At 47.3% G+C, this 23,414-nt stretch carries 20 protein-coding genes; 14 read left to right on the forward strand and 6 right to left on the reverse strand.

The features are described from left to right. Nucleotides 1-491: 491 nt before the first annotated feature. From Q5691_RS02465 to Q5691_RS02485, 5 genes are all read left to right on the forward strand, one after another. Nucleotides 492-1,691: a HEAT repeat domain-containing protein gene (locus tag Q5691_RS02465; protein ID WP_333343848.1), complete on the forward strand. Its 1,200-nt coding sequence runs from the start codon at nucleotides 492-494 to the stop codon at nucleotides 1,689-1,691. Between the two features lie 105 nt (nucleotides 1,692-1,796). Next, a complete protein-coding gene (locus Q5691_RS02470) occupies nucleotides 1,797-2,882 on the forward strand; it encodes a glycosyltransferase family 4 protein (protein WP_333343849.1) in 1,086 nt (361 codons plus the stop codon). 136 nt (nucleotides 2,883-3,018) lie between these two features. After that, a complete protein-coding gene (gene map / locus Q5691_RS02475; RefSeq protein WP_333216499.1) occupies nucleotides 3,019-3,780 on the forward strand; it encodes a type I methionyl aminopeptidase in 762 nt (253 codons plus the stop codon). A 311-nt stretch (nucleotides 3,781-4,091) separates the two neighbouring features. Then, nucleotides 4,092-5,021, forward strand: a complete 930-nt coding sequence (locus tag Q5691_RS02480; protein WP_333309537.1) for an LD-carboxypeptidase — start codon at nucleotides 4,092-4,094, stop codon at nucleotides 5,019-5,021. A gap of 165 nt (nucleotides 5,022-5,186) precedes the next feature. Further along, nucleotides 5,187-5,969 (forward strand): hypothetical protein, encoded by a 783-nt coding sequence (locus Q5691_RS02485; RefSeq protein ID WP_333216495.1) that lies wholly within the window; start codon nucleotides 5,187-5,189, stop codon nucleotides 5,967-5,969. Between the two features lie 111 nt (nucleotides 5,970-6,080). Here Q5691_RS02485 and Q5691_RS02490 read toward each other — a convergent pair whose 3' ends face one another. Further along, entirely contained in the window at nucleotides 6,081-6,584 is a 504-nt protein-coding gene (locus tag Q5691_RS02490; RefSeq protein WP_333216494.1) for a YetF domain-containing protein, read from the reverse strand. A 317-nt stretch (nucleotides 6,585-6,901) separates the two neighbouring features. Between Q5691_RS02490 and hemE the strand changes: the two genes are divergently transcribed. From hemE to Q5691_RS02515, 5 genes are all read left to right on the forward strand, one after another. Next, nucleotides 6,902-7,966 carry a uroporphyrinogen decarboxylase gene (gene hemE / locus Q5691_RS02495; protein WP_333185260.1) on the forward strand — a complete coding sequence of 355 codons (1,065 nt, stop codon included), beginning with the start codon at nucleotides 6,902-6,904 and terminating at the stop codon, nucleotides 7,964-7,966. Between the two features lie 623 nt (nucleotides 7,967-8,589). After that, the gene (locus Q5691_RS02500) at nucleotides 8,590-9,555 is read left to right on the forward strand and encodes an NAD(P)-dependent oxidoreductase (RefSeq protein WP_333216492.1); all 966 of its coding nucleotides are present in this window, start codon (nucleotides 8,590-8,592) and stop codon (nucleotides 9,553-9,555) included. A 430-nt stretch (nucleotides 9,556-9,985) separates the two neighbouring features. Next, nucleotides 9,986-11,578: a B12-binding domain-containing radical SAM protein gene (locus Q5691_RS02505; protein ID WP_333216490.1), complete on the forward strand. Its 1,593-nt coding sequence runs from the start codon at nucleotides 9,986-9,988 to the stop codon at nucleotides 11,576-11,578. A gap of 304 nt (nucleotides 11,579-11,882) precedes the next feature. After that, nucleotides 11,883-12,779, forward strand: a complete 897-nt coding sequence (locus tag Q5691_RS02510; RefSeq protein ID WP_333216366.1) for a M48 family metalloprotease — start codon at nucleotides 11,883-11,885, stop codon at nucleotides 12,777-12,779. A 242-nt stretch (nucleotides 12,780-13,021) separates the two neighbouring features. Beyond that, nucleotides 13,022-13,177, forward strand: a complete 156-nt coding sequence (locus tag Q5691_RS02515; protein WP_333309533.1) for a hypothetical protein — start codon at nucleotides 13,022-13,024, stop codon at nucleotides 13,175-13,177. Nucleotides 13,178-13,312: 135 nt separating this feature from the next. Here the strand turns inward: Q5691_RS02515 and ftsH4 are convergent, their stop codons facing one another. The 3 genes from ftsH4 to Q5691_RS02530 all read right to left on the reverse strand — a co-directional run bounded on the left by ftsH4 (nucleotide 13,313) and on the right by Q5691_RS02530 (nucleotide 16,845). Next, nucleotides 13,313-15,187: an ATP-dependent zinc metalloprotease FtsH4 gene (gene ftsH4, locus Q5691_RS02520; RefSeq protein WP_333309530.1), complete on the reverse strand. Its 1,875-nt coding sequence runs from the start codon at nucleotides 15,185-15,187 to the stop codon at nucleotides 13,313-13,315. A gap of 226 nt (nucleotides 15,188-15,413) precedes the next feature. Beyond that, nucleotides 15,414-15,887, reverse strand: coding sequence for a TspO/MBR family protein (locus Q5691_RS02525; protein ID WP_333343850.1), 474 nt, complete (start codon nucleotides 15,885-15,887; stop codon nucleotides 15,414-15,416). A 112-nt stretch (nucleotides 15,888-15,999) separates the two neighbouring features. Continuing rightward, entirely contained in the window at nucleotides 16,000-16,845 is an 846-nt protein-coding gene (locus tag Q5691_RS02530) for a M48 family metallopeptidase (RefSeq protein WP_333216360.1), read from the reverse strand. Between the two features lie 248 nt (nucleotides 16,846-17,093). Between Q5691_RS02530 and Q5691_RS02535 the strand changes: the two genes are divergently transcribed. Next, nucleotides 17,094-18,458 (forward strand): ATP-binding protein, encoded by a 1,365-nt coding sequence (locus Q5691_RS02535; RefSeq protein ID WP_333343851.1) that lies wholly within the window; start codon nucleotides 17,094-17,096, stop codon nucleotides 18,456-18,458. A 173-nt stretch (nucleotides 18,459-18,631) separates the two neighbouring features. Then, the gene (locus Q5691_RS02540) at nucleotides 18,632-19,198 is read left to right on the forward strand and encodes a hypothetical protein (protein WP_333216359.1); all 567 of its coding nucleotides are present in this window, start codon (nucleotides 18,632-18,634) and stop codon (nucleotides 19,196-19,198) included. A 349-nt stretch (nucleotides 19,199-19,547) separates the two neighbouring features. Here Q5691_RS02540 and Q5691_RS02545 read toward each other — a convergent pair whose 3' ends face one another. Both Q5691_RS02545 and Q5691_RS02550 read right to left on the reverse strand, forming a co-directional pair. Next, complete coding sequence (locus Q5691_RS02545; protein ID WP_333230689.1) at nucleotides 19,548-20,744, reverse strand: GNAT family N-acetyltransferase; 1,197 nt, start codon at nucleotides 20,742-20,744, stop codon at nucleotides 19,548-19,550. A 105-nt stretch (nucleotides 20,745-20,849) separates the two neighbouring features. Further along, the gene (locus Q5691_RS02550) at nucleotides 20,850-21,629 is read right to left on the reverse strand and encodes a dihydrofolate reductase family protein (RefSeq protein ID WP_333343852.1); all 780 of its coding nucleotides are present in this window, start codon (nucleotides 21,627-21,629) and stop codon (nucleotides 20,850-20,852) included. Nucleotides 21,630-21,916: 287 nt separating this feature from the next. On the opposite strand from Q5691_RS02550, the gene Q5691_RS02555 reads away from it, so the two are divergent. Beyond that, nucleotides 21,917-22,294, forward strand: a complete 378-nt coding sequence (locus tag Q5691_RS02555) for a photosystem I reaction center subunit IV (protein ID WP_333216354.1) — start codon at nucleotides 21,917-21,919, stop codon at nucleotides 22,292-22,294. Between the two features lie 2 nt (nucleotides 22,295-22,296). After that, a complete protein-coding gene (locus tag Q5691_RS02560) occupies nucleotides 22,297-23,229 on the forward strand; it encodes a DNA-formamidopyrimidine glycosylase (protein WP_333343853.1) in 933 nt (310 codons plus the stop codon). Nucleotides 23,230-23,414: the final 185 nt, after the last annotated feature.

The following is a 23,414-nucleotide window of genomic DNA, read 5'->3' on the forward strand; positions in this document are numbered from 1 at the left end:
AAAACTGGCTTTCTCGTTACCAGTGCCAATCCCCCTGTCCCACTTGAGCCCAAATTCACACAAAAACGATCGACCCGCAGGCTCGGAAGCTTGTTAAACTCTTGGTCATGTCACGCTATTGGTGAGAAATCGACGGCTAGCCACAATCGTCTGCTAACGCCCCCGCAGTGCTGGGCTGCGGGGCCTGCATTGCACACTGGACGTAGGTGAGATTAGCTGCAATCAACTTTCGGGATGCCGCTGCTAAAGTCGCGGCCGCCAATGTAGTTGTTCGTTTTAAACTAATTAAACTAATTATTTAAAGGAGTTGCACCTCAATGACACAATTGTGCTTATAATATCTGGCTCGGTGCCCTCTCAAACCAGGGTTTTTCGCTAGTCTGGTGGTATTTGTGAGTTAGTTAAGCCCATAGCAGCTAGGATCGAGCTAACTCAAGGTTAAACTAAAGCTCGTCATGCGGCGTTGCCTCTCAAAACCCGGATTGAGTCTTATGGCGCATTACCGCTCCTCTGTATGTTTGTTCACCTGCATTGCCTGTCTGGGCGCTGCGTTCAGTCCAAGTGCCGACGGAGGGCAACAGGTACTCAATGCCTCTGCGCGTGCTGTTTCCCAAGAAATTGCTCAGGCGAACTCTCCCCCAGACGATCGCCAGGATTCCAAGCCTCCAAAACCGTCTCCAGCGCCCGATAAAAACAAATCTCAGCCTTCCAAAACGTCCAAATCTAATTCTAAGATCCCGAAATCGGTATCCAATTTGATCGTCATTTTGTCTCGTCAGCGGGGGTTCTTAATGTTGGGTTTGGCAGCAGTTGTCGTCACGGCAGCGGCAGTATTTATCATGCTCAAATTAGTTAGTAGTGACGAGTCAAATTATTCTAAACGAAGACGGGGAAGATTTGAGCGCCACAACCCAAGAAACTCTCAATTTAGTAATAATCCCGATTCTCCTACAAACTCGCACGCAATTACACAGCACAAGGCTTCTTTTGGGCTATCCAAACCGCTGTCAGCCTTGCCCTACCCTTTGGATGTACCAAAAGACAACAGTATCGAGAACAGCGATCGACCTTTTCCGTTAAATATGGAATCCGGGGCACCAGAATCCCAGGATGCAGCAGTCGAGGGCGATCGAATTAATTCCGACACCTCGCCCTTGGAAACTCACAGCAACGGATACAGTAACACAGGTTTCAACATTCCCGAAACAACTAATCAAACCGATTCCCTAGCTAATAAGAAAGGTATTGCCCTTCCCGAAACGGATGGTAGACCTAAAGTCGATATTATTGAAGCACTGATTGAAGATTTGCAGCAGCTAAATCCGGCAAAGAGAGGCAAAGCAATTTGGGAACTAGGACAGCGGGGAGATTCCAGAGCAGTTGAGCCGTTGCTCGATTTGCTAGCAAATTCCGACTCCAAGCAGTACAGTTTAATTTTGGCAAGTCTCTCGGAAATTGGCATTCGCACCCTCAAACCCATGAATAATGCGTGGTCAATTTCGCTGCAAAATGAAAATCCCGAAGTGCGTAAAAATGCAATTCGCGACTTGACGCGGATTTACGAATTGGTGAATCAAATCAGTTACTTGTTGCACCGTGCGACGGACGATCCAGATCCAGAAGTTCAGGAAACTGCTCGCTGGGCAATCAATCAGTTGAATCGCATCCGTCCGCGTTCTGGGATGGATTAATAAACGTAGCAATTTTCAAATAATTTGAACTTGAGATGTGAAATGGGAAATTGATAATTTAGATTATGTTAAAATTAGTGAATGCTGATTAATGACTAATGACTAATGACTAATGACACTTTAAAACTATTGTTCCTGTCAACTTCGGTCGGTAAACTCGGTTCGGGGTTGGGTGGCGGAGTCGAACTTACAGTCCTTAACATCGCTAAAGAATTACAGAGGCGCGGTCATAAAATAGCAGTTGTAGCACCGATAGGTTCAATTTTAGAATCAATTCCAGTAATCGAAATAACGGGTGATTTGCAAGTAACCGCCCAAACACAAGATTACAATGATCCTATTGTGATGCCCGCCGATTCTGTGCTGGCGAATATGTGGGAATATGCTCGGCAAGTTCAGGCTGAATGGGATGTGATTGTTAATTTTGCCTACGATTGGCTGCCATTTTATTTGACACCATTTTTTAGGACTCCGATCGCACATTTGATCAGCATGGGCTCCCTTTCCGCCGCCCTCGATCGCATAGCCGGACAAACCGCCGTCCAGTTTCCTGGTACGATCGGAGTTCACACCGCTTCTCAAGCCAAAACATTCGCCTTTGCCGATGAATGTCAGTTGTTGGGAAATGGCATAGATTTATCCCTGTACAAATTTTGCGACCAACCGCAGTCTAAATTAGCTTGGCTAGGCCGCATCGCCCCGGAAAAAGGCTTAGAAGATGCAGTAGCAGCAGCGAAAATTACAGGCATTCCCCTGAAAATTATGGGCAAAATGCAAGATGAGGATTATTGGCAAAAAATTTGTGCAGATTACCCGGATGCTCCGGTAGAATATTTAGGGTTTCTGACAACAACTCAAATGCAAGAGCAAGTCCGTCAGTGCGGAGCATTGTTGATGACACCGCGCTGGGTGGAAGCTTTCGGAAATGTCGCGATCGAGGCTTTAGCGTGCGGTGTGCCTGTGATTGCTTACGAGCGCGGGGGGCCGGCGGAAATTGTTCGAGACGGGCTGACGGGCTTTTTAGTGGCTCCTGATAGCGTAAATGGCTTGGTAGGTGCGATCGCCCGCTTAGAACAAATTGACCGCAGCGCTTGCCGGCGACAAGTAGAGGTAGAATATTCTTTGGAAGCTTTGGGCGATCGTTGTGAACACTGGTTCAAATCTATCACTGCTAGTAGGGTTCGTCAGTAATAATACTGGCTCATTTTTAGAAAGATTTGCTGACTGATGCACCTTACAAGTTTATTAAACAGCAATTCAACTCTATTCTCAAATTGAGTTAAATAAACTCTTAATTGACTACACAAAAAAGGAAACAAAAAAAACTATGGCAACCGAACGTTTAGTGCTTTTATCCAGTAGAGAAATCGAAAAAATGCGCCAAGCCGGCCGTTTAGCGGCCGAACTTCTGCTACATCTCGAACCGATGGTTAAACCGGGAGTAAGCACTCTAGAAATTAACGATGAAGCCGAACGTTGGACTTTGGCACACGGAGCAAAAAGCGCTCCGCTAGGCTATAAAGGATTTCCAAAATCTCTGTGTGCTAGCGTCAATGAAGTAGTTTGTCACGGCATCCCCAATGCGAAACAAATTCTTAAAGAAGGTGACATTATTAATATTGATGTAACACCTTTAGTTGAGGGTTATCATGGCGATACTTCCAAAACTTTTTTTGTGGGCAAACCTTCCCCTGTAGCGAAAAAGTTAGTTGAAGTAACCGAGGAATGTTTAAGAAGAGGAATTGCGGAAGTCAAACCGGGTGCGCGTACCGGCGACATCGGTGCAGCAATTCAAGAATATGCTGAAGCACAGGGTTTTTCGGTAGTGCGAAATTTTGCGGGGCACGGGATTCACCGAGTCTTTCACACTGAACCGGAAATTTTGCATTACGGCAAGCGGGGCACAGGAAAAAAGCTCAGACAAGGCATGGTTTTTACGATCGAGCCGATGATTAATGAGGGTACTTGGGAAGTGGAAATTCTCGCCGATGGTTGGACTTCTATCACCAAAGATGGAAAGCTTTCGGCTCAATTTGAACACACTCTGGCTGTGACTGATTCTGGGGTGGAAATTCTGACTTTGCCGTAGTAATGATTAACAAACAATCTGAAAAACTCACTCCTAAATCAATAATCAACCATATCCCGTAGAGGCGGTTTCACCGATAATATCTAACGATTATCAACAATCTAGATAAACCCGCCCCGCCACAACCGATAACCCAAATCAACCTGAAATTTGCATCGAATCCGAAAATGTAGGTTTGTATTTATGGGTGGGTGGGGGCGGGTTTTCGAGATAGTCTGTTTTAGTCATAAATTGTCTGTAAAACCCGCCACTACAGAATTACGATCGATTCACCAAACACGATATAACTAATAACTAATAACTAATAACAAATGACTGACCTAAAATTTCTGCAACCAGGAGATTTGCTCAAAGTAATTGCCCCTAGTGGCACTTTGCGAGAATCAACCAACTTTGAAAAGGGTGTAGAAATTTGGAAATCTCACGGCTATCGAGTTGAATTAACACCGGGTTTTGACGATCGCTGGGGCTATTTGGCCGGTTCGGATGAAAACCGCGTCCGACAGCTCGCAGATGCCCTCAATGACCCGGATTGTCGCGGTATTCTCTGTGTTCGAGGCGGTTTCGGCAGCACTCGACTTTTGGAAAAAGGAAATGTGGGAAAGGCAGAAAATTCCCAATTCCCAACCCCCGATTCCCATTCGCCGAAATGGTTAATCGGCTTTTCCGACATTACTGCTTTGCTGTGGAATCAGGCTAAATTGGGTGTTTGGGGCGTTCACGGGCCGATGCTGACAACTTTGGCTGCGGAACCGGATTGGTCTGTCGATCGACTTTTTGACTGCATAGAAGGTCGTCCCTTACAATCTTTGCAAGGTAAAGGATGGGGCAGCGGACAAGCCACCGGGCCGCTGTTTCCGGCGAATCTGACGGTTGCTTCTCATTTGCTCGGAACCCCGTATCAACCGGATTTGACCGGGGTTATTCTCGCATTTGAGGATGTTTCCGAAGCTCCTTACAGGGTCGATCGAATGTTGACTTTGTGGCGGATGGCGGGGGCTTTCGCTGGGGTGCGGGGCATTGCTTTGGGGCGCTTCAGTCGCTGCGAGATTGATCCAAGTATTCCTAGTTTTAGCATTGAAGAAGTTTTGCGCGATCGGCTGGGGGATTTGAATATTCCGATTGTTTCGGATTTGCCCTTCGGGCACGAGGGAGTTAACGCTGCTTTACCGATGGGAATTATGGCGAGTCTCGACGCTGAATCGGGATTGCTGATTTGTGGCGATCGATCGCAACTTTAGATTAGGGCTCAACGTCTATAACTTTAACATGAGATTTTGCACCCGGTAAATAGCCTGGTTTCGTGAGGTTGACACGGTTGGCAGAAATTACATTTAAAATGGATTGTGTATGCAAATGTCGGCGCCAAGAAAGCAAAAAGATTTTAAATTTTTCCAGAGGTTGATATGAAAACACACAACTTGTTAAACAGTATTGCTGCCGCTGTGCTAGTTACGGGATTGGCACTTACCGGAATTTCCTCAAGTGCGGTTGGCGAACAGATAGGTAATAACGATCGCATAGACGGAGTAATTCGCCGCACTTCCCCGATTTACCGTTTCCGGAATATGTGGGTTCCGGGCTCTCCGACGGAAGAATTGCGTGGTCAAGAATACACATTTAGCGCGAGGGAAGGCGACAACATTGAAGTGTTTTTAGATACAGATAGAAGTCGCGGTTTTACTCCCGTCATGGTGCTATTTTACGGGAACAACAAACAAGTCGCTTTTACGCAAGACCGTTCGTTTAATTATCAAATTCCCCGTAGTGGCGATTACAAACTGTTAGTGTTAGCAAAAGATGCTGCCAGGGGCGGTAACTACACGCTGGAAGTTGCGGGAATTGATGGGGGCGGCAGACAATCTCGCAATTCGCGGGACGATTGGTACACGAGACGAGATAACGATCGATATGACGGTCAATATGACAGAGCACAGCTTCTGCAAGATGATTTTGGCTTGCGGTCTGTTGATTGTCGCGAGAGACGTTCTATGGTGAGAGTCAGATTTGACGATGGAAATCAAGACTCGACTTACTGCGCTGTCCCGAATAGAAGGTATCCGGCGGGAGATTATTACTACAATTCGCGGACTAGAGATTTAGACTCGGCGCGGCGGAATGATAGTAGATTCGATGCGGGCCCAGATCAATGTCGGGTAGTGGTGGGCGGAGTTTGCGTAACGAGATAGTTTCGATTTAATTAACCGTATGGTGCGTCGCCCAATACAACCTACTATTAAGCTCGAAAATGGAGCAGCGACGCACCATACAAGATGAGTCTCTACAGATTTAAATATCGACTAAGTTACATCTTTGAGAGCCGATCGCGAATTGTTCGGAGATTTTTTGACAACGCTCATACTGCCGTCGGTTTCCAGCACTACAGCTTCGATTTCTTCGATCGACGCGCTGCCCGTCCCCCGAATCGCCGCCCGAATTTCCTCTTCACTCACGCGCTGCTGCCGCATCGCCACAGGCAGAAATTGGCCTTGGTTGAGTAGCATAGTAGGTTCGGCTTTGATGAGATTTTTTACCCACTTTACCCGCACCGCAAGCCAAGTGACGATGAATTGCAGCCCGATGAGTAAGCCGAGTCCGAAAACGCCCTCGACCAAGGAAACGTCTTTTGACATGATGACAGTCGCCAACGTCGAACCAAGCGCGATGGTAACGATGAAATCGAAGGCATTCCACTTCGACAGAGTTCGCTTGCCCGATGCCAGCAGCAAAAAAATCAGCACGACGTAAGCGGAAACGCCGATCGTCAAAATCCGAATCAATTCAACCCAATTGTCAAAAAACATATTTTTATTTCGCCGTCCTGATTTTGGGGGCGCTTTGCCGCTGCGCCAGTGCTAGATGCTTTGTCTGCTTGAGGTCGCGGTCGCGGATTCTGTTAGTTTGCAATGTCATTGTAGCAAAAGGGTGGATGTGAAAATTTCCTATTAGCAATAGTTTCAGCTATTAAGAATTTCTTGAGCGTGCCAGAAGGTTGCTATCGAACTCAGCCACTTTCCTCATCTTCCTCCCCGCCGACAGATGAATTTTTTGTCAAAAAGGACGATCGCACAGTGGTAAGCTACCAAAGGCATTGAAATATCTAAGGTAGAGAAAAGTTAAAATGTCGGCATTAAATGAAGTTCCCTTGTTGTTGCGGGCAGCCCGCGGCGAAACCCTAGACCGCCCGCCCGTGTGGATGATGCGCCAAGCCGGTCGCTACATGAAGGCTTATCGAGATTTGCGAGAAAAGTATCCCTCGTTTCGCGAACGTTCCGAAATTCCCGAAGTTGCCATCGAAGTTTCCCTTCAGCCGTGGCGCGCGTTTCAACCCGACGGCGTAATTCTGTTTTCCGATATTGTCACCCCCATGCCGGGTTTGGGTATTGACATGGACATCGCCGAAGGCAAAGGCCCGATTATCCACGCACCCATCCGCACTCAGCAGCAAATCGACAACCTGCAACCGCTGAACCCGGAAGAAAGCTTGCCGTTTATCAAAACAATCCTGAAATCCCTGCGCGAAGAAGTCGGCAATAAATCCACCGTGCTCGGTTTTGTGGGCGCGCCGTGGACGCTGGCGGCCTATGCGGTTGAGGGCAAAGGTTCTAAGGATTATGCGATCATCAAAAACATGGCATTTTCCGATCCAACTTTACTGCATCAGTTGCTGTCGAAATTCGCAGATGCGATCGCAGTTTACGTGCGCTATCAAATCGACTGCGGCGCGCAAGTAGTGCAAATGTTCGACTCCTGGGCCGGCCAACTCTCCCCGCAGGACTACGACACCTTCGCTCTACCTTACCAGAAACAAGTATTCGAGCAAGTCAAAAAAACCCATCCTGACACACCGCTAATTCTGTTAGTCACCGGTAGTGCGGGCCTCCTCGAACGCATGACAACATCCGGCGCCGATATCATCAGCGTCGATTGGACAGTGGATATGGCCGACGCGCGCAAGCGTTTGGGCCCGAATATGAACGTTCAAGGAAATCTCGATCCGGGCGTGTTGTTTGGTTCTCAACCGTTTATTCGCGATCGAATTCTTGATACAATTCGCAAAGCCGGCCCGCGCGGACACATCCTCAATTTGGGACACGGCGTATTACCGGGAACTCCCGAAGATAACGTTCGTTTCTTCTTTGAAACCGCAAAACAAGCCGACAAGTTGCTTGCAGTTGCTGCTTAATTTGATTTCGATTGTAGAATCCGATCAAATCCGGTTAATTGCACCTGATATTTGTAGGGACACTCCAAGAACTCATGGGTGTCAACTTAACGTAAAACCGACCGTCTCTCTTGTTGGTATCAAAGTGTAGAGCCCCCCTAACCCCCCTTATTAAGGGGGGGACAGGAATCTTCTCAAAGTCCCCCTTCTTAAGGAGGATTTAGGGGGATCGAGACTGCGTTAAAAGCGAGAGTTATCAAGCTTTCAGTCTTAAGTTGACACAAATAGGCAATGCCCTCTCCCTACCCTGGAAAAAGATTGTAGAATCCGATCAATTTCGGTTAATTGCAGTTAATATTTGTAGGGACACTCCAAGAGCCCATTGGTGTCAACTTAACGTAAAATCAACCGTCTCTCTTGTTTGTATCAAAGTCTAGATCCCCCCTAACCCCCCTTAATAAGGGGGGGACATGAAGCACTCTAAGTCAACCCCTACTCCCCTTCTTAAGGGGGATTTAGGGGGATCTGGACTCGAATAAAAGGGATATTCCTCATCGACTTGAGGTTTAAGTTGACACTAATAGGTAATACCGTCTCCCTAGCGTCGAAAAAGCGTCAAATCCTCCCTCTTCCCCTGCGGCAAAATGAACACCAAAAAAATTTTTGTGACGGGTGCAAGTGGCTGTATCGGTCACTACATGGCCGAAACTTTGATTCAAGAAACAAACCACGAACTTTACTTATTAGTTCGCAACCCAGAAAAATTAAAATTTGACTGGAAGGCCCGCCCCGGCATCCATATATTACAAGGCGATATGCGAGATATCGAGCAACACGCCGAACTTTTGCAAACAATTAATGTCGCAATTTTAGCTGCCACTGCTTGGGGAGGAACTCAAGAAGTGTTTGACGTTAACGTAACGAAAACTCTCCAGCTAATTCAACTACTTTCGCCACAGACTTGCCAACAAGTAATTTATTTTTCAACGGCCAGTATTCTCGGTCGAGACAACAATTTGCTGAAAGAAGCCGGAGAACTGGGGACAGATTATATTAGCTCAAAATACAACTGCATGGTGCATTTGTCAGCTTTGACAAATGTGCCTCCCATTACGGCACTTTACCCGACATTAGTACTGGGAGGAGACGCCGAAAAACCAGTCTCTCACTTGTCATCTGGCCTGCCCCTTGTGGCAAAATGGATTGGTTTGATTCGCTGGTTTAAGGCAGATGGCAGTTTTCACTTCATCCACGGCGCAGATATTGCTAAAGTAGTTAATTATTTAGTTCAACATCCGCCTGCTTCCGAGGAAACGCGACATTTTGTGCTAGGAAATCCCCCGATTACAGCTAACGAAGTGGTAGAACAAGCTTGCCAGTATTTGAATAAAAACATATTCTTTCGGATTACTCTGTCACCTTGGCTGGCCGATTTCTTTATTTGGCTGTTCCGAATTCAAGTGGCTGCTTGGGATAGATTTTGCATCAGCTACCGCCATTTTACCTATCAAAATCTTGTGAATCCCGAAAGCATAGGAATGCCGAGTTACTGCGGCACAGTTGCCGATATGTTAAGAACTAGCGGGATTCCCGGCAAAGATTCAAATTAGGGGATAAGGAAGTTCGGCAGCGGATTTTATAACGGATGTAACGGATTTAAAGGATTTAACGGATGAATGTTGAGGAAAAAGGAAGAGGAAATGTGCATTAAACAACTAATGTAGGGTTCTTATGGCGCACCAAAGCAGTAATTTACTGTTTCCAGTTTTTTTTCCTTAATTCCATGCTTTTTAAATGCGATTATCGTCAATTAACGGTCAAATACGATAAGATATCAGCATTTGCAAACTTTAACAGGGAACTGCAAGCTAAAAATTGCGCTCAATTTGTGGGTTTTAGGGGGTGTCACCCCTCGCCAGATATTCGATCGAGTGCAAGATCGTAATTTTAGCCTTAACATGAAGTCTTGAGAGTCGATCGAACTCTCACGCCCCGCCAGCCCGATCGCAAGTTGTTTACTGATGTGAGGTTTAACATATAATGCGAGTTCTTCTAGTTTACCCGCTGTTTCCGAAAACATTTTGGTCTTACGAGAAAATCCTAGAATTAGTTGATCGTAAAGTGCTGCTGCCACCGCTGGGTTTGGTAACAGTAGCAGCTATTTTACCCCAAGAATGGGAATTTAAGTTAGTCGATCGCAACATCAGACAAATCACCGAAGCAGAATGGGAATGGGCAGAGCTCGTTATTCTCTCCGCAATGATTGTCCAAAAAGAAGATTTGCTAGACATCATTCGCGAAGCAAAACGGCGCGGTAAATCCGTAGCTTGCGGCGGCCCCTACCCCACCTCTGTACCCGAAGAACCTCAAGCAGCGGGCATAGATTACCTGATTCTCGACGAAGGCGAAATCACCTTGCCGATGTTCGTCGAAGCAATCGGGCGTGGCGAAAAAAGCGGAATTTATCGATCGGACGGCGTAAAACCCGATGTTACCACAACCCCCGTTCCCCGCTTCGACTTGCTGGAATTAGACGCCTACGACTCGATGTCGATTCAATTTTCGCGCGGCTGTCCTTTCCAGTGCGAATTCTGCGATATCATCGTCCTCTACGGCCGCAAACCTCGCACCAAAAACCCCCAACAATTGATAGCAGAATTAGACTATCTCTACAACTTGGGCTGGCGGCGCGGCGTGTTCATGGTAGACGACAACTTTATCGGCAACAAACGCAGCGTCAAACTGTTGCTAAAAGACTTAAAAGTCTGGCAAGAAGAACACAAATTCCCCTTTACTTTCAACACAGAAGCATCCATCGACTTAGCCCAAGACCAAGAATTGATGGAGATGATGGTAGCTTGCAATTTCAATGCAGTGTTTTTAGGGATTGAAACCCCTGATGAAGAAAGCCTGCAAATGACCAAGAAATTCCAAAATACCCGCAATTCCCTGATCGAATCAGTAGAGTTAATTGCGAAAACTGGTTTGCGAGTAATGGCCGGATTCATCATCGGATTCGACGGCGAAAAACCCGGTGCCGGTCAGCGGATTGTCCAGTTTGCCGAAGCAGCAGCTATTCCGAGTACAACGTTTGGAATGCTGCAAGCTTTGCCGCACACTGCATTGTCCCACAGACTAGCAAAAGAAGGGCGGTTGCGCGACAAATCTGGCAACCTCAACCAGACTACCTTGATGAACTTTATCCCGACGCGGCCTCTCGAAGATATTGCCCGCGAATATGTCGAGGCTTTCTGCGAAGTGTACGATGCTGAGAAATATTTAGACCGAACTTATCGCCATTTCTTAATGTTGGGTGCACCCACAGCAAATATACCTGCAAGAATTCCCAGTTGGATCGACTTGCGAGCACTGCTAACGGTGGTTTGGCGGCAGGGAGTCAAGCGCAAAACTCGGTGGAAGTTCTGGCATCATTTGTTCAGTATTCTCAAGCGCAATCCTGCGGTTTGGGATCATTATCTGACTGTGTGCGCTCACAACGAGCATTTCCTGGAATACCGCCAGATTGTGCGGGATGAAATTGAAGCTCAATTGGCTGAGTTTTTGGCTAATGAGTCTCAAACTGTATATCAAGAACCTGTTTCTGTTGAGGAAAAGGAAGTGCAAGCGGTTTAGGGTTGGAGAATTCAACCGCAGATAAACGCAGACAAACGCAGATGAATGTAAGATTGTCTGCGTTTATTTTGTTTTTAATCTCGTTTCCAGGTTCTGACTGGAAATGTCATATCCTGCGGCTCTACCGCCTCTTGAGAGCATGCGAGAGAGCCTCCCGATGCCTTCCCAGTTTCTGACTCAAAAGGTGAAATACTACTATTGGCGACACCAATTATTTCGGCAGATAGAGGCGCGATCGCTCGCAAATATGAAAATCTAATTACAAGCTCAAAAATATCAAAATAGCGATCGCCCTCAACCCGCCATGTTAGGAACAAATCAACTCAGAACAGCCGCTCTCTTAGGACTCCTAAGCGGCCTTCTCGTTTTAGGAAGTTATTATTTAATCGGGAACGAGCAAGGACTTTACATCGGTTTAGCGCTAGCCGGCTTCTCAAGTTTTAGCTCTTGGTACTATTCCGACACGGCAGCGTTAATGGCTTACCGCGCTCAGCCGATCGCCCGCAGCGAAGCTCCCGAAATCTACGATATAGTAGCATCGCTGAGCGAAAAAGCCCAAATTCCGGTGCCTAAAATATTTCTAGTTCCCACTCAATCTCCCAACGCTTTCGCCACAGGAAGAGACCCAGAACACGCGACAATAGCAGTTACTCAAGGAATCATAACTCTACTTTCCCGCGAAGAATTGGAAGGCGTTTTAGCGCACGAACTCACGCACATCCGCAACCGCGACACCCTCACTCAAGCAGTTGCAGGGACAATTGCCGGTGCGATTACATTTGTCGGGCGAATTCTGACTTTTGGAGCGCTTTACGGCCCGGTAACGCGGGATAGCAGACAAGGCGCGAATCCGTTTGGTTTGCTGTTTTTAATCATTTTAGCACCGCTATCAGCAACCGTAATTCAATTGGCGATTTCTCGAACCAGGGAATTTGCAGCCGATAGCGGTGCGGTAGAAATTACCAATAATCCCATCGGTTTAGCCAACGCCTTGCAAAAATTAGAGAAAATGGGTCATGAAATTCCGATGCACGGCAATCCTGCGATGTCGCCCCTGCTGATTGTGAATCCTTTTTCGACTAAAGGTTTGCAGTCACTTTTCCGCACTCACCCGCCGACAGAGGATCGCATTCAACGCCTTTTGGAAATCGCGCAGCAGCAGCAAGGTACTCCAGTTATGGCCTACGTGCCCGGAATTTGATCTATCGAAAATGCAGCAGCAATATTTAGAAACCCGGTTGTTTGAAGCAGCCGGGTTTCTGTTTGTTTGTAATGCTCGCTGTGGTACGATGGAAAAACGAATAAGAAGAAATTTGAGTATCAGGGAGAGCGCCCTGTAATTGCTCTCCCTTCATACGATTACTGGCGATCGCACAAACGCGGGTTTTTCGCTTGGCTCTTGTCTGTTTCAGTCGGCTCATCTTTCTGCAAGGCTATCAGGATTTGAAAGCAAAGCTTGAAACAGAAACAGTAACCCGCCTGCTGTTGGATAACACCAAGCGGCAACGCCAAGCACCGCAAATTCAATTACTTTCAGCTATTACGAATAAGTTAAGGCGAGAATTAGAAAAGGGGTGTCATCAAAGCACAAAAGATTAAGATCTCACTACAAAAGGAATGCTACGGGACACCTGGTGCGAAGGCTTATGCTTGAAAGTTTAGGATTTAAGACATATTGTAAAACGCAGATGATTTGGAATCATCTGCGTTCATCGGCTGTTTAATTAAACCCTATTAAACTGAAGCCGCAACCTTATCTAAAGGCCGCACTTGACGGAGGAATTCGCGAAGTGCATCACCTTCCACCACCTCAGTTTCCAACAGTTTCTGCGTAATTGTTTCCAACAATTCCCGATTGGCTTTCAGAATATCCAAAGCTTGCTGATGTGCAGTTTCGACAATTTCCTTCACTTCTTGGTCGATCGCCTCAGCAGTCTGAGCACTTACCGCACGGCGGGCATTTCCCATACCGTCATTGAGGAACATTGCTTGTTGACCTCGATCGTAAGCTAGAGGCCCCAAAACCTTACTCATCCCGTAAGTTGTCACCATCCGTTCAGCTAAATCAGTCGCCCTTTGCAAGTCGTTGGAAGCGCCAGTAGTAATGCTACCAAACACCACTTCCTCAGCCGATCGCCCTCCAAGCAGTGTAGCAATCTGACCGCGCAATTCCGATTCATCCAACAAGAAACGGTCTTCTGTCGGTACTTGCAACGTGTAACCCAATGCTGCCATACCGCGCGGGACGATCGATATTTTGGCCACTTCGCCGCCGCCGGTCAGTGCAGCACCAACCATCGCGTGTCCGACTTCGTGGTAAGCCACAATCTTTTTCTCTTTTTCATTGAGCACCCGGCTTTTCTTTTCCAAACCAGCTACAACGCGCTCAAACGCCTCAAAAAAGTCTTCCTGCGCCACAGTTAGTCGCTTGTTACGAGCGGCTAACAAAGCAGCTTCATTGACCAAATTTGCCAAATCTGCGCCCGAAAAACCGGGGGTACGAGTGGCGACGGCCTTCAAGTCAATATCCGGGCCCAACTTCACTTTTTGAGAGTGAATGTTCAAAATTTCTTCGCGGCCAGATAAATCGGGGCGATCGACTAAAACTTGGCGATCGAAACGACCAGGGCGCAACAAAGCAGCATCCAAGCTTTCCGGGCGGTTAGTTGCAGCCAGCACAATTACCGTAGTATTGCCCGCCGCAAAACCGTCCATTTCAGTTAATAATTGATTGAGAGTTTGTTCGCGTTCATCATTCCCACCGAAGCTAGCGTTACTGCTACGAGATTTGCCGATCGCGTCCAATTCATCAATGAAAATAATACAAGGAGCCTGTTTCTTAGCCTGCTCAAATAAATCTCTAACTCTTGCAGAACCAACACCTACAAACAGTTCCACAAACTCCGAACCAGAGATGCTAAAAAACGGCACGCCAGCTTCACCAGCTACTGCTTTTGCTAACAGCGTTTTGCCAGTTCCCGGAGGCCCGACTAACAGCACCCCTTTCGGAATTCTCGCACCAATTGCCGTAAATCTGTCAGGAGTTTTCAGGAATTCAACAACTTCGACTAATTCAGTTTTAGCCTCTTCTACTCCAGCCACATCAGCAAAAGTAATTTTTGCCGATTCGCCTTCTACATAGACCTTAGCTTTGCTTTTGCCCAGCGAGAGCGCGCCCTGCGGCCCGCCGCCCTGTCTGTTCATGAAAAATTGAAAAATCGCCACAAAAATCAGCGGCGGAACTACCCAGCTTAAAACACTGCCGATCCAGCCATTTTTGGAAGGAGGAGTTGCCGCAAATTCAACGCCTTTTTCTTGTAAAAGTTTAGGTAATTCCAGGTCAAAAATCGGCGTAGTTGACAGCACTTGACCGGGTTTGTCGCCTTCACCTTTGAGTTGGTAGCGAATTTCATTTTGACCTACCGAAGCTCGGACTACATCTTGTTCTTGTACTTGATGGACGAACAAGCTGTAAGGTACTTGCGGAATTTGAGGGCCGAACAAATTCGGTAAAAAGATGTTTGCCAGCAAAAACAAACTTGAGAGCAATAACAAAATATTGCTAATTTGGCGAAAACGAGGTGGTTGGGGCTGGTCTTTAATGGCCATTGATAACTGTCATCCTTTGATTTAAAGCAGTTTTATTCATCTATTTTCTCATCAAATACCCACACACTGTTAAGCGGATTTCCTCACTTTATCGGGTGGGTTAACCCGCTAGCACCGCTGTGCCATTATTAACAATGTTTTTTTTAACGAACCGCGAAGACGCTAAGGACACGAAGGAAGAGAAGAGCTTTCTAGTATGTAGGGTGCGCCGAAGAACAGGGAATATTTATGCAGCTTCCGGGTTTAACTGAATCATTTCCCAAGTGGTATAAGTGCCGATCGCACCCCAAATCGCGTAAGGCAAAAGTAACAAAGCGGCGGTTTGAGAAATCGGCAAAACAGCCAACGTCAGCACAACTCCCAAAATCTCGCCAGCCCCTCCCAAAATCGTCCCTACTTTGAGACTTTTGGCTCTGAGAGTAGCAGGAATATAAGCAACTGTGACAATTTCTAAAATCAAGTACAAAGCCATCAGCAGCCAAGTTTTGAGACTACCGGGTTCCTGTTCCCACACGAAAGTAGCGCTGCCGGCCCCGCAAGCAAAAATCACCGTCCAAATTAACGGAATAGCAGGCTCAAAAAACATCCAATCCGGTCTTTCAAGTTTGACTGCCCAGTTAATATCGCGCAGTTTAAAAAACAGAGTACCGAACGCGACAAAAAAAGTCACGCCGCCGATAATCATCCAAGATTCAATCATGGTTTTCAACTTTCCAATTGCTCGATCGCTCATTAAGTCGATCGTGCCAACTCCCAGCCGAACTTAGATCCGCCTTTAGTAATAACTTTTGTAAAGCCCAATGCAATTATCGCTAACCGCCCGACACATTCTTAGCAAACTCATCGCGTCCAGACTCCAAATTAGCTGGAACGCCGTTAGGGTAATTTTGCGCGATTAAAGCTTGCAACTTTTGCACTCGGTTTTCAGGGTTTGGGTGAGAACTCAAAAACTCCGGCGGCGCTTCGCCCTTCCTAGCGGCACCGAGGATTTGCATCACCTCAACAATACCTCTAGGATCGTAACCAGCTTCGGTCATAAACCGAAAACCGAGCTGATCGCTCTCAAGTTCATCTGATCTACCGTACCGTAAACCGACCACTTGATTGACAGCTTGAGCAATTAATGCAGCCTGCTGGCCCCCACCGCGATCGTCGCTAGTAGCCACCCCAACCGCCGTTACCAAAGACCTGCCGAACTGCTGTTTTGCCAAGTGTTCCGCAGCGTGTCGGCCCACCACGTGACCGGCCTCGTGCCCCAGTACAGCAGCCAACTGAGCCTCGGAATTCAGACGCCGCAGCAGCCCCGCAGTAATGAAAACTTGTCCCCCCGGTAAAGCAAAAGCATTGACAGTTTCGGCGTCTCGCAGCAGGTGGAATTCAAACGGATAACCCGCTTGTTTAGCGGCCGAACCGTTGACAACTCGTTCTCCTACTCGATCGACATACTGCTGAATACTCTGGTTGGGATAAAGCCCCCCGTGCTGGGCGGCCATTTTATCTCGCGCCTGCAATCCCAAAACTATCTCTTGGCGGGGAGAAAGCTGCACCCGCTGTCTCTCTCCTGTTACCGGATTTTGTACGTCGTTTGTAAAATAGGTGATTGCCCCAAAAAATGCCATTAATAGCCCGATCGCGGCTCGAAATAAAAATTTATTCACAGGCTTTTACCTAAAAACTTTCGCGAGTAGATTACCAGGCTGACAGCTAACTCGACATCTGTCTGAAGTATTAATAATGGAATATTGTTATAGTTTTTTTGGATCATTGGCTAAGAAGGCTTTTTTTAAACGAACCGCGTAAGCGCTAGGACACGAAGGAAGAGAAGAAGAGAAGAAGGTTATAGTTATTAAATCGGTTAAATCTGTTGAATAGATTACACAATCAGTTGCCGAACTTCCTTCGCAATATGTTCCAAGCTACTCGCCGCCGCCTCGCTATTTGGTACACAGCCGTTACTGCTGTATTGTTACTTGTATTCGCCACTGGTTTCTATTTCTACGTCCGCACAACTTTGATCGATCGCATTGATGACACCCTCCATCACGTTGTCGAAGTAATAGAGCGAACTCTGGTTATCGAACCGCTAAAATTCCCTAGTACCACAGATAAAAATAAATTGCAAGTTAATATTCAAGCCAGTTTTCGAGATAGCACCGATGCAGTAGAAGATGACCACATTGATTTAGAATGGTTCAGTCCTACGGGCGAATTGCTGTGGTCTACTTTATCGGAACCACTGAATATTCCCATTCACGCTAACCGCACCGGCGAAACAGTTTGGATAATTAATAATGAGTTGCAGTCGGCTCAAAACTATTCTCTCAGACAAGTAACGCAGCGAGTACAAATCGGCCGCCAAGTTCTGGGATATTTGCGAGTCAGCCATCCTTGGTTTGAAGTGACAAAACCCATCCGCCAATTAATTCTAGATTTGATTTTGGGCGCGAGTTTAACTCTAATTTGCGTTGCAGCTATTGGCTGGCTGCTGTCGGGATTGGCTATGAAACCTGTGCGGGAGTCTTACGGGCGTCTCAAACAGTTTACCGCTGATGCTTCTCACGAACTCAGAAATCCGATCGCCACTATTCAAACTAACGTCCAAGTAGCTTTGGCGGAACCGGATATCGAACCGCAGCAACATCAACAGCTACAAGTTATCGAACGCCTCACCCGCCGCTTGGGGCGCTTGGTTGACGATTTGTTATTTTTAGCCAGACAAGATAGCGGCATCGTGCAGCAGGAGTGGATTGAAGTTCCTCTTGATGCTTTGCTGATGGAGGTAATTGAAGAACAACAGGCGATCGCCACTACCCAAAATCTCTCTCTTTCTTTGGAAATTGTCGATCTGCCCAACGCTGACGACAACTTTACACTGTTGGGAGACTGGGATCAACTAGCCCGACTTTTTACCAATATCGTCAGCAACGCCGTGCAGTACACGCCCTCTGGAGGTCAAATTCAAGTAGAATTGGATGTGGCAGCTAAAAACAAAAGAAATTCGCCGATGTTAAATCCAGCGCTGCAAATAAAAGTAACAGACACCGGCATCGGAATTTCCACAGAAGCCCTGCCGCATTTATTCGATCGATTCTACCGCGCAGATCCCGCCCGCACCCACCGCAGCGCCGCCGGTTCCGGTTTAGGATTAGCCATCGCCAAAGCAATTGTCGAAAATCACCGCGGCCAAATCCGCATAGACAGCCAAGTCGATCGAGGTACCGCCGTTACCGTCACCCTCCCCGCCCACAAATCAGAACAATTCCGCCTTTAAAACTTCCCCTCTTCCTCTCTTCCTCTGCGCCCTCTGCGGTTTAAAAAAAATCTACCCCTCAAACCCTTATTCTTCCTACCTCGCGCCCAAACCCAGCTATTAAAATTCATTTACGCCATGGATTAACATAAACGTTGTTGGAAAACCTCGATCGAACTTGTGAGGAGTTATTTATGTTTCGCCACAATCTACCGTTTAAAAAAATCAGCTTGCTAGCAGCCACCTGCGGAGGTTTACTCGTTAGTCTCGCAACACTTTCCCAAGCCGGCGGCCCCCCGCCCCAACAAGGAAAACCCGTTTCCCAACCCGCAGAGACTCCCGCAGCCACTGAAGAACCCGTCAGCGAACCAACTCCGGCTGCAAGTCCGGGCCTCAGCGGGATGCCCTCTACACCAACAGACGCGCCTCCCCGCTTCCCCCTGCCCAGTGCGCGAGTTACGCCTGCTGAAGGCGGGATAGTAATTAAACTGGTGAATACCACCAATGCTGTCATCAATTATCAAATCGTAGGCGTTACCCAGCCGCGCACTCTGGGCGAACAATCGGAAATTTTGCTTCAAACCCTCCCAGTACCAATCACCCTCACTTACCAGCGCCCAGACGGCGGATTGGTGCTGGTTCGCCCCCAAGCAACCGCGATGCCGGGAATGTTGCAAGTCAGTTTCGGCGCGACAACTGAGGTAGCCGCTGATACAAAATCTCTGGAAATTCAGGAAGATGGGAGAGTATTTGTAAATTAGGTTAATTGGTTGACGGTTGACGGTTGACGGTTGACGGTTGACGGTTGACGGTTGACTGTTACCATTCGTGTCAACTTAAGACTAAAATCCCTAATAAATATCGTTTATAGTTGAGTTTCGACCCCCCCTAACCCCCCTTATTAAGGGGGAGACAATAGTATTCTTACGTCTCCTCTAACTCGTATTTATAAAGGGGAAAGAACATTCAATTTCCCCCTTTATAAGGGGAATTTAGGGGGATAGAAACTTCGATACAAACGAGAGATTATACACAGGGTTTTAGTATTATGTTGACACCGATGGTCTGTTACTAATTCCCAATTTCCAATTCCAAATTCCCAGTCAACTGTCACTCGCCGAGTAACAAAGGAGGTAACTTAGTAAAAGGTAAATCCTCGTTGACAGCATCAATTTCTTCCTGTTCTCTTTCGTTGATTTGACCGATATAAGACTTGAGAATTTGCGCCAGACGGTTGTTATAAAATCGGTGCAAACTATAATTGGGCGTAGCTGGAAAGCCGCGCCGTTTTTTGTGCCGCCCGCCCGCACCGGGATCGAAGCTTTGGATGCCCCGATCGATCGCCCATTCGATCGGCGTATAGTAACAAGCATCGAAGTGCAAGCAGTCTATTTCCTGTAAACTGCCCCAATAACGCCCGTACAGCCGATCGCCCTTATACAAACAAAAAGACATACCCATCGGCTGTCTGTCATCTTCCTTGTCGTAGGCGGCTACAAATAAAACTCGATCGCGATAATTGTGGTGCAACTGTTCAAAAAATCGCTTAGTCAAATACTTGCTTCCCCACCAACCAAATTTGTCGCAAGTATTCTCATAAAAAGCATACATTTGAGCAAACATGGCTTGGGGAATTTCATCGCCAGTCAGCGTTTTTACCAACAAACCAGCTTGGTCAACTGCTTTGCGTTCGCGTTTGATATTGCGGCGCTGGTTAGCATTAAATGCGCCTAAATAATTGTCAAAATTTTGATAGCCTTGATTTTGCCAAATATAACTGTGGTGCAGCCAAGCGCTGAAACCGTGGCGTTCCATTCTTTCGCGCCATTCGGGATCGACGTAAAGGAAATTGCAACCGGAGATATTGTGCCGATCACAAAAATGGTCGATCGCGCTTACCATTACTCCAGTTAATTCGTCTTCATCTTCTCCCTCGGCAATCAAAAACCGATAGCCTTCAGCCGGAGTAAACGGCGTCATTCCCATCAATTTGGGATAATATTGAACACCCAAACGTTGAGCTAAATCGGCCCACTGATTATCGAATACAAATTCGCCGTAACTGTGACTTTTGACATAAAGTGGCGCGCAAGCAATCAACTGTTTGTCTCGCCAGACTGTTAAGTGATGCGGTAACCAACCGGTTTTACCTGTCGCACTGCCCGATACTTCGAGATTGTTAAGCCAATCCCATTCGAGAAAAGGAGTTTTTAGTGGCATCGCCAAGGCATCCCACGACGCTTGCGGGATTTCGCCTATTTTGCTAATCCAGGCTACAGAATATTCAGGTTTTGGCTGTTTCAGCATAGGGAGATTTGAGCGTAGAGCGATCGAACTTCATTTAAGTTAATATAATTTCCCCTGTTCGACATTTGTTACCAGGCTCTGCCGGAAAGCAGTTAAAATGCGGGACTATCGATCGACCCGATAATGCAAAAATACCTCTTGTCCCACCTGTTTAACCGCCAAAAGCTCCAATTTCGGCGCTAAATCGGCCAAAAAACCCTCTCCCTCAACAGCCGTCGGTGCATCCGCCCCGCCCAAAATTAACGGGCACACCGTCAGCCAAAGTTCGTCTACCAAGCCTGCAGCTAGCACAGAGGCTACCAGTTTCCCCCCGCCCAGAATCGCCAAACGTTTGATACCGATAGTTTCTAGCTGTTGAAACGCATCAATCCAATCAATCTCTCCACCTACGGTTTTTGCATAGATAATTCGCTCGAATTGAGATGTTGCACCATTCTCAATAAGCCTTTTATCAACAGGCAAGATGCCTGTTCCACAAGCAAGTTCATCTCTTGTGCAACAGGCATCTTGCCCGTTCTTGAGAGGAGACGGCAATGCCGTTTCCCTGCTGTCAGGCCCCGTCAGCAGCCACCGAGGCACCGGTTGCTGGAAAAATCGCAAGTTTGGGTCAAATTGGGACGATCGCGAACATACAATTTGCACCGGTTGTGGCGGCTTCCCTTGGAGTTCCCTCTGTTTGACCAATTCCGGCGAAATCACTCTCATCGTCGTCCCATAAGCCTGTAACGTGCCGTTGCCGAACAAAACCGCGTCACTTGCTGCTACTTGCTGTTCGAGGTGGGCTTTGTCGTTGGCAGAACCGAATCTCGCGGGCGATCGTACTGCATCTGCAATTTTACCGTCGGCACTGATCGCGAGTATTACTGTGGCGTGAGGTTCAGTCATGACTTATCAGAATTTCCCAGAACATTTAACTGTAGCAATTCACAACTATTTGTAAAGTTTGTTTTCAACTCGCTCCCACGGGTTTTATTTGACGGATAATGTCTGTTTATTTATTTTGCAACCCCAGCGATCGCCCTAGCAAAGTATTTACTTTTCTTTACAAACAGCAGATCAAAAAACGGCGCGACAGGTAAAAATTTCCTTGCAGACTTCAAATGCGTCGCGCGATCGACTAGAGTAAAAAAAATGGCTTTATCCGTTTATTCATCGCAAAGGAAACAAAGCTCATGGTTCAACGCGGTTCTACAGTTCGGATTCTCCGCAAAGAATCCTACTGGTATCAAGAAGTGGGCACCGTTGCTACGGTAGACCAAAGCGGCATTAAATACCCAGTTATCGTTCGCTTTGACAAAGTAAATTATGCCGGCGTCAACACCAACAACTTCGCCCAAAGCGAATTAGTGGAAGTAGCAGCCCCCAAAGCGAAAGCAAAATCAACCGCAGCTCCCGGCGGCAAACAAACCACGCTCGACGAGAAAACTCGGCAAACCGGCCAGGGTAGCCCCTCGCAGCAGCCGAAAACTACCGCGGACAGCAAACCGGGCTCCGAAACGCCGGGCACGGTCCAAGGTTCGCCTCAAGGTCAAGGAACAGAACAACGCTAATTGTGCCAGAACTGCCAGAAGTTGAAACTATTTGCCGGGGTTTGAATCAAGCAACCCTCGATCAAGAAATGTTGGGCGGGGACGTGCTGTTAAACAGCACGATCGCCCGCTCAATCTCTGCGACCGATTTTTTGACACAACTCAAAGGAAAGTCGATCGCCCGCTGGTACAGACGCGGCAAATACCTCCTGGCAGAACTATCTCAATTCCCAGAAGGAGAAAGAGAGAAAGGGAAAGGGGGAGAATTTAGAGCTCAAACTCCAAGCTCTTCCCCTCTTCCTTCTTCCTTCCTCCTTCCGTCAAAAGCCGGCTGGTTGGGCGTTCACCTCCGGATGACCGGGCAACTGCTGTGGGTGAACAGATCCGAACCTCTGCAAAAACACACGCGAGTACGGCTATTTTTTGAAGGAAACCAAGAATTGCGGTTTGTAGACCAGCGCACCTTCGGGCAAATGTGGTACGTGCCCGCAGAAACTGAGGTTTCGAGCACTGTCATCGGTCTGAAACTCTTAGGCCCCGAACCATTTTCAGACGAGTTTACAACAGAATATTTGACCCGCAAGCTACATCGGCGGGCGCGACCCATAAAAACAGCTTTGCTAGACCAGGCACTGATAGCTGGTTTGGGCAATATTTACGCAGACGAAACTTTGTTTTTGTCGGGAGTGATGCCCACAACTCTGTGCGCGGATTTGACCGCAGAGCAAATAGGGCGCATCCATACAGCTATTATTCAAGTTTTACAGAAGGCGATCGCATCCGGGGGCACCACTTTTAGCAATTTTCTCAACGTCCAAGGTGTCAACGGCAACTACGGCGGCGTCGCTTGGGTGTACAATCGTGCCGGTCAACCCTGCCGCACTTGCTCGGCAACCATCGAACGTATAAAATTAGCAGGGCGATCGACTCATTTTTGCCCCATTTGTCAGACATAGGAAGCAGTCAATGGATTTTAGGCTTTAGATTTTAGATTTTAGATGTACCCCACGAATCGCACTCCTTTATTCCTTAAGTCCGCTTGGAGTGGACTTTGTTTGTTTAGTAGCGATTTCAATCGCCGAGTGACTTTGCAGCCAAATCTAGATTAAAATTTGTATAGTTTTTTAAACTAAACAAAGCA

This window comes from Microcoleus sp. w1-18aA5 (genome assembly GCF_036701705.1).
Lineage (GTDB): Bacteria > Cyanobacteriota > Cyanobacteriia > Cyanobacteriales > Microcoleaceae > Microcoleus.